Source organism: Ralstonia sp. Ralssp135, assembly GCF_047304345.1.
Lineage (GTDB): Bacteria > Pseudomonadota > Gammaproteobacteria > Burkholderiales > Burkholderiaceae > Ralstonia > Ralstonia chuxiongensis.
On the sequence record NZ_JBGLYZ010000051.1, the window covers coordinates 20,340 to 30,497 of the forward strand.

8 protein-coding genes and 3 pseudogenes are annotated in these 10,158 nt (G+C 62.9%); 8 read left to right on the forward strand and 3 right to left on the reverse strand.

Annotation, left to right across the window (positions count from 1 at the left end; translation table 11 throughout):
• Window positions 1-15 precede the first annotated feature (15 nt).
• Window positions 16-585, reverse strand: a complete 570-nt coding sequence (locus ACCD03_RS23360) for an isochorismatase family cysteine hydrolase (protein ID WP_413413060.1) — start codon at window positions 583-585, stop codon at window positions 16-18.
• Between the two features lie 143 nt (window positions 586-728).
• On the opposite strand from ACCD03_RS23360, the gene ACCD03_RS23365 reads away from it, so the two are divergent.
• The 5 genes and pseudogenes from ACCD03_RS23365 to ACCD03_RS23385 all read left to right on the forward strand — a co-directional run bounded on the left by ACCD03_RS23365 (window position 729) and on the right by ACCD03_RS23385 (window position 8,259).
• On the forward strand, window positions 729-2,039 hold the full coding sequence (locus ACCD03_RS23365) for a chloride channel protein (protein ID WP_413413061.1): 1,311 nt from the start codon (window positions 729-731) through the stop codon (window positions 2,037-2,039).
• 903 nt (window positions 2,040-2,942) lie between these two features.
• Window positions 2,943-3,077: pseudogene (locus ACCD03_RS23370) on the forward strand (ESPR domain-containing protein); the annotation flags it as partial.
• A gap of 129 nt (window positions 3,078-3,206) precedes the next feature.
• Complete coding sequence (locus ACCD03_RS23375; protein WP_413413063.1) at window positions 3,207-7,316, forward strand: beta strand repeat-containing protein; 4,110 nt, start codon at window positions 3,207-3,209, stop codon at window positions 7,314-7,316.
• A 52-nt stretch (window positions 7,317-7,368) separates the two neighbouring features.
• Window positions 7,369-7,758, forward strand: coding sequence for an outer membrane protein assembly factor BamE (locus tag ACCD03_RS23380; RefSeq protein WP_413413062.1), 390 nt, complete (start codon window positions 7,369-7,371; stop codon window positions 7,756-7,758).
• Window positions 7,759-7,785: 27 nt separating this feature from the next.
• Window positions 7,786-8,259, forward strand: coding sequence for a DUF4019 domain-containing protein (locus tag ACCD03_RS23385; protein ID WP_045205493.1), 474 nt, complete (start codon window positions 7,786-7,788; stop codon window positions 8,257-8,259).
• A gap of 98 nt (window positions 8,260-8,357) precedes the next feature.
• Here ACCD03_RS23385 and ACCD03_RS23390 read toward each other — a convergent pair whose 3' ends face one another.
• Together ACCD03_RS23390 and ACCD03_RS23395 are read right to left on the reverse strand one after the other, a co-directional pair.
• The gene (locus tag ACCD03_RS23390; RefSeq protein WP_092974727.1) at window positions 8,358-8,837 is read right to left on the reverse strand and encodes a VOC family protein; all 480 of its coding nucleotides are present in this window, start codon (window positions 8,835-8,837) and stop codon (window positions 8,358-8,360) included.
• Between the two features lie 159 nt (window positions 8,838-8,996).
• Window positions 8,997-9,098: pseudogene (locus ACCD03_RS23395) on the reverse strand (RidA family protein); the annotation flags it as partial.
• A 150-nt stretch (window positions 9,099-9,248) separates the two neighbouring features.
• Here ACCD03_RS23395 and ACCD03_RS23400 point away from each other — a divergent pair.
• The 3 genes and pseudogenes from ACCD03_RS23400 to ACCD03_RS23410 all read left to right on the forward strand — a co-directional run.
• Window positions 9,249-9,593, forward strand: coding sequence for a hypothetical protein (locus tag ACCD03_RS23400; protein ID WP_045205491.1), 345 nt, complete (start codon window positions 9,249-9,251; stop codon window positions 9,591-9,593).
• Window positions 9,590-9,901, forward strand: a complete 312-nt coding sequence (locus tag ACCD03_RS23405) for a helix-turn-helix domain-containing protein (RefSeq protein WP_253535504.1) — start codon at window positions 9,590-9,592, stop codon at window positions 9,899-9,901. Before ACCD03_RS23400 ends, ACCD03_RS23405 begins: the two co-directional genes overlap by 4 nt.
• Before the next feature lie 64 nt (window positions 9,902-9,965).
• Window positions 9,966-10,158: pseudogene (locus tag ACCD03_RS23410) on the forward strand (hypothetical protein); the annotation flags it as partial.

Below are 10,158 nucleotides of genomic sequence, written 5' to 3' on the forward strand. Positions count from 1 at the left end.
GAGCCCCTGCTTTGACTACTCCAGCAGCAACAACGCATCTGCCAGCGACAGCACCGTCGTGCGCGATTCAAACGCCGTCGCAAAAAGATGGTCGTGCACGATCGGGTCCGGGTCGTAGCAGCAGTCCTTCACGGTGAACAGGCGGTAGTCCGCATCGCTCGCGTGGGCAATGGACGACAGCATCACGCCCGTCGATGCCACCCCCACCATGATCAAGGTATCAATGCCCTTGGCGGATAGCCGCACCTGCAGATCGGTGCCGTAGAACACGCTGGCGCGGTGCGCGATGATGATCGACTCATCAGGCTGCCGGCCGAGTTCCGGCGAAATGCGGTCTTCAACGAACAGCCCCAGTTGCTTGACGCCTTGCCCGTTCTTGTTCAACGGGCTGACTTCCGGATAACCGGGGCTGAAGTGGAACTTGGCGAAATAGACGCTCACGCCCTTAGCCCGCGCAGCGTCACACAGCTTGCGGGTGTTGGAGAGCAGCGTGGGTGCGACGGCCGGAAACAACGCCATGATGTCGGTCTGGTAGTGCATGACCAACAACGCCGTTTGCTTGGGAACAAGCGCGAATGTCGACATAGGGCTACACAATCCGGGGGAGGGCGGACGACTCTATCACGGGGCACCGCGGCCTGGACTACCGCGTGCGATCAAGGCCGCACGGAGGCCAACTCATGTCGGGTCTTATAATCTCCGCTTCCCGGCCCCCACACCCCAGCCCCATGTTTTCTCCTCTCCACATCGCAGATCGATCAGTGCGTCGGGCCAGGAGACTCTGGGCAAATTACGGCATCTTCTGGCTCGGTGCCGTTCTCGTGGGTCTGGTATCCGTCGCCTACGCCAAGATCATCGATTTAGGGTTCGAGCTTTTTCGAGGCATGGTGTCGCACGCGTTCTGGCTGCCGATCGTCATTACACCGGCTGGTGCGGCGCTTGCCATCTGGCTGACGCGCCAGTTTTTTCGCGGTGCCGAGGGCAGTGGCATTCCGCAGGTCATTGCGACGCTGGAGGACGGGCGGCTATCCAGTGCGCTGCTTTCCCTGCGCATCATGATCGGCAAGATCGTGGTCTCGTTCCTGGGCATCCTCTGTGGCTTTACGATTGGCCGCGAGGGGCCCACCGTGCAGATCGGCGCATCGCTCATGTACGCCATGCGGCGGGGCTATCGTCGAAGCAGCAAGCACATCGAGCGGCAACTCGCGCTGGCGGGCGCAGCGGCCGGGCTTGCGGCGGCGTTCAACACGCCGCTGGCGGGCGTCGTGTTTGCCATTGAAGAACTCACGCGCAGTTTCGTGGCCCGCAACAGCGGCACGCTCATCACCGCCATCATTTTTTCTGGCGTGGTCGCCCTGGGCCTGCAAGGCAACTACCTGTATTTCGGGCGCATCCAGGCCATTGGGCAGTTTCATCTGGCGCTTGTGCCCGTGGTGATTGCCGCGAGCGCCATCTCGGGCGTGGCTGGCGGGGCGTTCTGCTGGCTGCTGCTCAACATACCGCGCTGGATGCCTGCGCGGCTGGTTGACATCAAACAACGGCAACCGGTGTGGTTTGCCTTCCTGTGCGGTATCGCCATCGCGCTGATCGGCCTGGTTTCAGGCGGCACCACGTTCGGCAGCGGTTATGCAGAAGCGCGGGGCCTCCTGGAGACCCATCAGGCGCTCTCACCGTTCTATGCGGTGCTCAAGTTCTGCGCGTTGATCGCGTCGTACCTGTCGGGCATTCCGGGTGGCATTTTTGCGCCGTCGCTGGCGATTGGGGCGGGGCTGGGCAACGTCATGTCGCTGGTGACATCGGCGATACCGCTGCCGAGTCTTGCCGCGCTCTGCATGGTCGGCTACCTGGCGGCGGTCACGCAGTCGCCCATCACATCGTTCGTGATCGTGATGGAGATGATCGACGGCCACGAGATGGTCTTGCCGCTCATGGCCGTGGCGTTGTTGTCCAGCCAGGTCTCCAAGGCGCTCACGCCGTCGTTCTATCACACGCTTGCGCATCGGTTTCGTGCATCAATGCCGCGCCCAGCCGCGCAGTGAAAGTGAACACACTCGTCTAACCGCACAAATGCACCAAACGCACGCCGCCGGTGCAGCGGCAGTCCAAATCCCCTAATGTGTGCGCGATAAAAAAGCGGCATGCCCCAATACAAGGCGTGCCGCTTTTTTTTTCGTTCTTTGCGCAACGTTTTCTTTGAAATGAAACCGTCGATATTAACCCCTGCACGAGCGTGGATTTAATCATCGATATCTGGTGAATATTTCAATACGTTAACAATGGCGCATAGCCGAGTATGTCTAAACAAACACATGCACCGAAATGCGCATGATGGGTGATTCGAATTGTAAAAACCCTGCGTTTCTTAGTACTAAATATCTAGACACAATATTCAAACTCGACTATTTTTCTTCGGTATTTGAAGTTTTTCCCTCTGCGCCTATCTCAGCCCCTGCACATCAAGACGGGTCTGTGCATGAGATAGCGCTCCTTCGTCAATAAGAAAGCCGCACTGCCGGGGGTACGGTAGCAATGAATACGACGAGCTACACGGTCAGGGCAAACGTTTGGGCAAGGCACCTGCGAGGTGTCGATCCATGCCCAGCCCACGCCATTCATGTCGCTATCAAATGGCCCTTTGATCCTCCCTGATTTCCATTGCCCTTCACGGGCCAAGCCGTTGACCGCTAAACGTTAGGCTCGGCGGACCAACATCCAACTCGCGTTGTATGGAAGACGCTCCCAAAGGGAGCGTTGAGTTGCTGCGTCCTTTTTAAAGCCACGTGGTCATCGGTCATTGAATTCTGGCAGTTCCAATCAATCGGGAACCCGTTGTATTTGCGGGTGCCAAGGGTGCGCTCGTCCTTATGGTTTGCGCTGCGCGATGGCTCACCCGGTTTTTCTGTTTCTTTTCTTGAGCTCAGGGCGAGCACTGTGGAATCAATATGAACAAATCATATAAAACGATTTGGAATGAGGCGCTGGGCGCCTGGGTGGTGGCGTCGGAGCTGGATAAGGCTAAAGGGAAGGGGGGCACGGTTGTGCGGCGTGGCGGTAGGAAGATGGCAGGGCATGCGATGACTGTGGCTGCCGCCGCCGTGGCGCTTTTGGGCTCGGCTGCATCTGAGCAGGCATATGCGCAAGTGAACTGTTCTACGGCCCCGTACAACTTCTACAGTGGAAGCACGACGTGTGTCGGTTTTATGTCGATCGCCACGCAAGGCGGGTCCACGGCGGTGGGTTATGGCGCCAACAGCACGGGCCTTAACGCAGTTGCTGTCGGCTTTCAATCCATTGCCTCCGGAACCAATTCCATCAACGTGGGTGCACGCACCGCTCCGGGTACCGGTGCAACTGCCGATTCGACGATTGGTATCGGTACGGACGTCACTGCCAGCGGCACGGCGGGCATTGGTATCGGCGTCCAAAGCGTTGCCAGCGGCAACTTGACGACTGCCGTCGGGTCTTTGGCAAAGGCAACCGCAGACAACGCCGTCGCGCTTGGCGCAAACGCCCAGGCGACAAATGCCGCCGCCACCGCTGTCGGTAACGGCGCAAAAGCCAGCGGCAACACGGCACTCGCAATCGGCGGGCAGGCGCTCGCCATCGGCGACGGCACTGTTGCGGCGGGCCAAGGTGCTGGCGCCGGCTCAACTACCGGTAACACCGGCTCGGTCGCCGTCGGTATCGCCACCGGCACGCTCGTGAGTGGCGCGCAAAACACCGCAGTCGGTGGCGGTATCGCGAGTGCGATGCGCGGCGCGGGGTCTGGCGTCACCGGCACGCGCAACGTCGCGTTCGGCTCGGGCGATGGCACGGTCACGTATGACGGTACGCTGGCCGCTTCCGCGGGTAGTTTGGTATCCGGCAACGACAACGTCGCGATCGGCACGAACGCCGGCATCGGTGTCACTGCAAACGGCACCACTTCGGTTGGTTTGAACGCCAAGGCATCAGCCACGGGCTCGATCGCCATCGGCGTTCTGTCGGCGGCTTCAGGCGGCTTTGGCGTGGCGGTGGGCAACGCGTCGGCGGCTTCGCAAAGTGGTGCAACTGCCATGGGTAGCGGCGCAACAGCGTCTGGTGTATCGGCCACGGCCATCGGAAACAATGCGGTGGCATCTGGCACGAACGCCGTTGCAATGGGTCTTGGCGCGCAGGCTACGGGCGCCAACAGCGTGAGCATTGGCACAAGCAACGTCGTCAGCGGCGCGAACTCCGGCGCGATCGGCGATCCGAGCACCATCACGGGCTCGGGTTCGTATTCGCTCGGTAACAACAACACGATCAATGCGAACAACGCGTTTGTCGTCGGCAACGGCGTCACGATACCCGGTGGTCTGGACGGCGCGGTCGTCCTCGGTAATGCGTCGACTGTGTCGGCCGCCGTGCCGACGCCAAACGCCGTGGTCGCAGGGACGACCCGCACGTTCGCAGGCGGCACGCCAGCGGCGGGCGACGTGGTCAGCGTCGGCTCGGCCGCCGCACCGCGACAGATCCAGAACGTCGCAGCTGGGCGCGTTAGCGGCAGTTCGACCGATGCAGTCAACGGCTCGCAGTTGTTTGCAGCAAACCAAGCCATCGATGGTGTCTCGACCACGGTCAACAACATCCAGAACGGCGCGGGCATCAAGTACTTCCACGCCAACTCCACAGCGGCGGATAGCCAGGCCACCGGCACGGACAGCGTGGCCGTCGGGCCGCTTGCGGTGGCCAGCGGATCGAACAGCGTGGCCACCGGCAACGGCGCGCAGGCACAAGCGGCCAACGCGCTGGCGTTGGGCGCGGCCGCAACGGCAACCAATGCCGGCGATGTGGCGCTCGGTTCAGGCTCCGTTACCGCCGCCGCCAACCCGACAGCAAGCGCGGTTATCGCCGGCACCACGCGCAGCTTCGCTGGCACGAACCCGACCAGTGTCGTGAGCGTCGGTGCGCTTGGCACTGAACGCCAGATTACGAATGTGGCGGCAGGCCGCCTCAGCAATTCGAGCACCGATGCGGTCAACGGCTCCCAGCTCTTCGCCACAAACCAAGCCATCGATGGTGTCGCGACCACGGTCAACAACATCCAGAGCGGCGGGGGTATCAAGTATTTCCACGCCAACTCCTCGGCCGCCGATAGCCAGGCCACCGGCACGGAAAGCGTGGCCGTGGGGCCGCTTGCGGTTGCCAGCGGCGCGAACAGCGTGGCCATGGGTAACGGCGCGCAGGCCACGGCTGCCAACTCCGTCGCGCTCGGCGCCAATTCCACCACCACCGCCAACCTGGGCACCGCCGCGTACAACCCCGGCACGGCAGCGCTGGCAGGCACCTCGCCGGTGGGCGAGGTCTCGGTGGGTTCGGCCGGCAACGAGCGCCGCATCACCAACGTGGCTGCAGGCTCGGCGGCAACGGATGCCGTGAACGTGAGCCAGTTGCAGTCCGTGCAAACAGAGCTGACGCAGACGAAGAACGACGCGCTGCTGTGGGACCCGACCGCCAACGGCGGCACGGGCGCCTTCAGTGCCAACCATGGCGGCACGGGCCCGAACATCATCACCAACGTTGCACCGGGCGCGTTGAATGCAACCAGCACGGATGCGGTGAATGGCTCGCAGCTCTTCACCACCAACCAGAACGTCACGAACCTGGGTAACTCGATTACCAGCATCCAGAACGGCGGCGGCATCAAGTACTTCCACGCCAACTCCACGGCGGCTGACAGCCAGGCCACCGGCACGGATAGCGTGGCCATTGGGCCGCTGGCGGTTGCAGCTGGCGCCACGAGCCTTGCAGCCGGCAACGGTGCGCAGGCGCAAACGGCCAACGCGCTCGCACTCGGTTCGCTGTCGACGGTGTCGGTGGCAGGCGGTGTGGCGATCGGCTCTGGCGCGATCTCTGACCGCCCCATTGCTTCTGGTATCGGGTCGATTCCGGCAGGGAGTCAGGCTGTGCCGTTCAACACGTCCGACGGGACGCTGCTGGGCGCCGTGTCGTTCGGTAGCGCGGCGGGCAATACGTATCGCCAGTTGACCAACGTAGCCGACGGCACGGGCCAGCACGATGCGGCAACGATCCGCCAGTTGACCGGCGCGCTGCAATCCTTCGCGGTCACGCCGACGCTGTACTTCCACGCCAACTCGACAGCGGCCGATTCGCTCGCGGTCGGCTCGCAGTCGGTGGCCGTTGGCCCGACGACGGTGGTCAACGGCGACAACGGTGTCGGCATCGGCAACGGCGCGATCGTCCAGCAGACCGCGCCTGGCGGCATTGCCATCGGCCAGGCATCGACCTCCGGGCAGGCCGACGCGATTGCATTGGGCAGCGGATCGACGGCAAACGGTGCGCAGTCCATCGCGCAGGGCGCCAACGCAAACGCTGCGTTGGCGGGCGGCATCGCCATTGGCTCGGCTGCAAAGAGCAATGGCGTTGATGCAATGGCACTGGGCTCCGGCGCCAACGCCACCTTTGCTAACAGCGTAGCGCTGGGCGCCGGTTCGCTCACCTCGGTGGGCGCGTTGACCAACTACATGGCATTCGGGCTGACGGCGCCGCAAACGTCGTCGGGTGAGCTGAACGTGGGCAACCGCCAGATCACGGGCGTGGCTGCCGGCCGCCTGGGTACGGATGCGGTCAACGTGTCGCAGTTGCAGGCCGTCCAGCAGCAGCTCTCAACGATCATCAGCAACAGCGGTGGCCCATTCACCTCTACCTCGCCCAACGGCACCACCAACAACACGCCGCCGACCACGCCGGGGCCGAACTCCTCCGCCGGTGGCACGGGTTCGGTGGCGTCGGGCAGCAACAGCACGGCGCTGGGCAATAGCTCGCAGGCCACCGGCAACAACACCACCGCCGTTGGTACTGGCGCCGTGGCCACGGGCAGCGGGTCAACCGCCATTGGCGCGGGCAGCAATGACGGCGGCCGCACGGATGTCGTCTCGGTGGGCTCCTCCACCTTGTCGCGGCAGGTCGTCAACGTGGCCGCCGGCACGGCGCCCACCGATGCCGTCAACGTGTCACAGCTGAACAACGCCATCACGCAAGCCAACAACTACACCGACAACCAGGTCGCGGGCCTGCGCAACAGCATCGATTCGTACCGGCGCGATGCGGACGGCGGCACCGCCATGGCCATGGCAATGGCGGGCCTGCCGCAACCCACAGGCCCCGGCAAGAGCATGGTGGCGGTGGCAGGCAGTGTTTACAACGGCCAATCGGGGCAGGCGCTCGGTATCTCAACGGTGTCGGAAAACAACCGCTGGATCTACAAGGCCGCCGTCTCCACCAACACGCGCGGCACGTATGGCGCCGTGGTCGGTGCCGGGTATCAGTGGTGAGGCCAGCCGCAGCACAGCAACCACCGCAACGTGACACTTTCGGATTCCTGATATGAACAAGCGCGCAATCCCAGCCTGCATCGCAACGCTCTCGTGCATCTTCGCCCTTTCGGCATGCGCGGGCCCTGGCCCCACCGATACCGCGTTCCCCAAACTGGACACGGCGATGACGCCCGAGGGCTCGTTCCCCAACGTAGACCACCTGCGCATGGTCGAGCCCGGCATGACGAAGGGCCAGGTCTATGACCTGATCGGCGTGCCGCATTTTCATGAGAGCGTATTTCGCGTGCGCGTGTGGAACTACCTGTTCCACTTCCGCAGCGCAGACAAGCCCGTCGCGTGTCAGTACCAGATCCAGTTTGACGACGACAACCGCGTGACCAAGACGCGATGGGCCGACCCGCAGTGCGAAACCTTTGCACCGGCAAAGCCCGCGCAGTAACCAGACAGACCCGAAGGAGAGTGGTTGATGAAACGTTTTAACGGCGCATTCAAGGTGGTTGCGGCGTGCGCCCTTGCCGCCGCTTCTGTGCTGGCACACGGCGCAGAAGCGGGCGACTCCGCAGATGAGTTGCTCGGCAACGCTGCGCTCGCGCTCAAGCGCATCGACGCGGGCGACTACACCGCGCTCTGGCAGCAGACGGCGCCTTTCGTGCGCGGGTTCTATACGCCGGATCGCTTTGCCAGCGGGCTCACGCAAGCGCGCAAGTCTGTGGGGGCTGTCAGCCAGCGCGGCTGGGCATCTGTCACGCGGCTCACCTATACGAAGGTCAAAGACGTCCCCGATGGCCTGTATGCAAACGTCGACTACGCAACGCGGTTAGCCGATGGCCGCATCGTCTACGAGAAGGTGAGTTTCCAGCTAGGAGCAGACGGGCATTGGTACTTCACCGGCTACGACCCGCGCCAAAACCAGGGGGCCGGGACGCAGGCACAGAAGTGACCGCGCGGCCCCACTAAACCAGCGCGGTCTGATCAAGGCATTGGTCTGCATTGCCGAGCCGCTGGCGCTCGGCAATGCAGATGCGGCAACCGGTGAACTCAGCCGCGCCGCGCCGCCTCGATCGTGGCGATGTCGATCTTGCCCATCGTCATCATCGCGTCGAATGCGCGCTTGGCTGCTGCGCGGTCCGGATCAGTAAATGCCGCCGTGAGCGCGCGCGGCGTGATCTGCCACGACAGCCCCCATTTGTCTTTGCACCAGCCGCACGCGCTTTCCTGCCCGCCGTTGCTGACGATGGCGTTCCACAGCCGATCGGTTTCGGCCTGGTCGTCGGTCGCAATCTGGAACGAAAACGCTTCGCTGTGCTTGAACTGCGGGCCGCCGTTCAGCCCCAGGCACGGAATGCCCGCCACGGTGAACTCCACCGTCAGCACATCGCCCTCCTGGCCGGCGGGGTAGTTGCCGGGCGCGCGGTGTACAGCGGTGACTTTGCTGTCAGGGAAGGTCTTTGCGTAGAAGTTGGCCGCATCCAGCGCGTCGCGGTCGTACCACAGACAGATCGTGTTCTTGCTGACCATGCGTGTCTCCTCAAGGGGCGGGCATCGGCATTTGCGGTCAAGGCATTCCACAGCTTGCGCGTGCCCGTGATGTGAAGTGGATGCCGTTGCCGTGATTTGTACTCTCGCACAGTCCTGCGGCGGAAGCGGTTACTGCTTCTCGTAGGTTTGACGCATGCGTCATGCCGGCTCGGGCAGCTTCGCGATCACCTTGATCTCGAACCGGAAACCGTAGAGCCACGTCACGCCAATGCCCGTGAGCGTGGGGTAGGGCGCATCGCCGCTATCTGCAGCAGGCCGGCACGCCGCTGCACCCCAGCGAGCTGGAGGACCCACGCCACCGCCAGGGCCGACTCGAGGCAACGCGCATGCCATGCAATCAGAATCCAGCCAATTGAAACTATACGCAGAGAACGTATAGTTTGTGGCATCATGGAAGCCACCTTCATAGAATTGCCGCCTTTTCAGCGGCTACGAGAGCACTACCTCTCGGATGACGAGTACAGAGCACTGCAATACACGCTGCTTGCGCAGCCAGATGCGGGCGATGTGATTAAAGGCACGGGCGGTTTGCGCAAGATCCGGTTTTCGGACAAGCGACGAGGCAAGGGCAAACGCGGCGGTCTGCGCGTTATCTATTACTACTGGAATCCAGGCGGGCAGTTTTGGATGTTTACCGTCTACGACAAGGATGAAGTGAGCGACCTCTCCAGCGATGAGCGCAAAGTGCTCGCGCAACTGCTGGAACGAGAAGCCAAGGCAAGGAGCGGGCGATGAAACGAAACCTGTTTGCTGAACTGAAAGAGGGAATGGACGCGCTTGCTGCAGAACGCGAAGGCAAGACTACCCTCCGCAAGGTCAAGGCGCGAGCGCCCGAGCCGGTGGACGTGAGCGCCGAAGAGATCAAGGCCGTCCGCGCGGCAGCACATGCGTCGCAGGCTGTCATGGCGCGGCGCTTACGCGTCAATGTGCGGACATATCAAAACTGGGAGCAAGGCACCGCCAAGCCGAATACACAAGCGGCGGTGCTCATCAAGCTGGTGGAAAAACACCCGGAAACACTGCAGATGCTTGAAGCGCTCTAACACAACGCCCCAACAAAAAAGCCGCCTCAAAGGCGGCTTTCTTTTATCTAGCGGCAATCGACGCGTGCATCGCGCTCAGCTTGCGCCGCCCGTGGTTGAACCCGCCGGTTCAGACGCGGGCGCGGTGTTCGGCGTCGGCGCCGGCGTCGTCACTGCAGGGGCCGATGCCGGAGCAGCTTCAACCGGCGCCTTCAAAGCCGGCGCAACCACAGGCGCCGCTGCCGGCGCGGAAGCGGGCGCAGCAGCCGGAGCCGAAG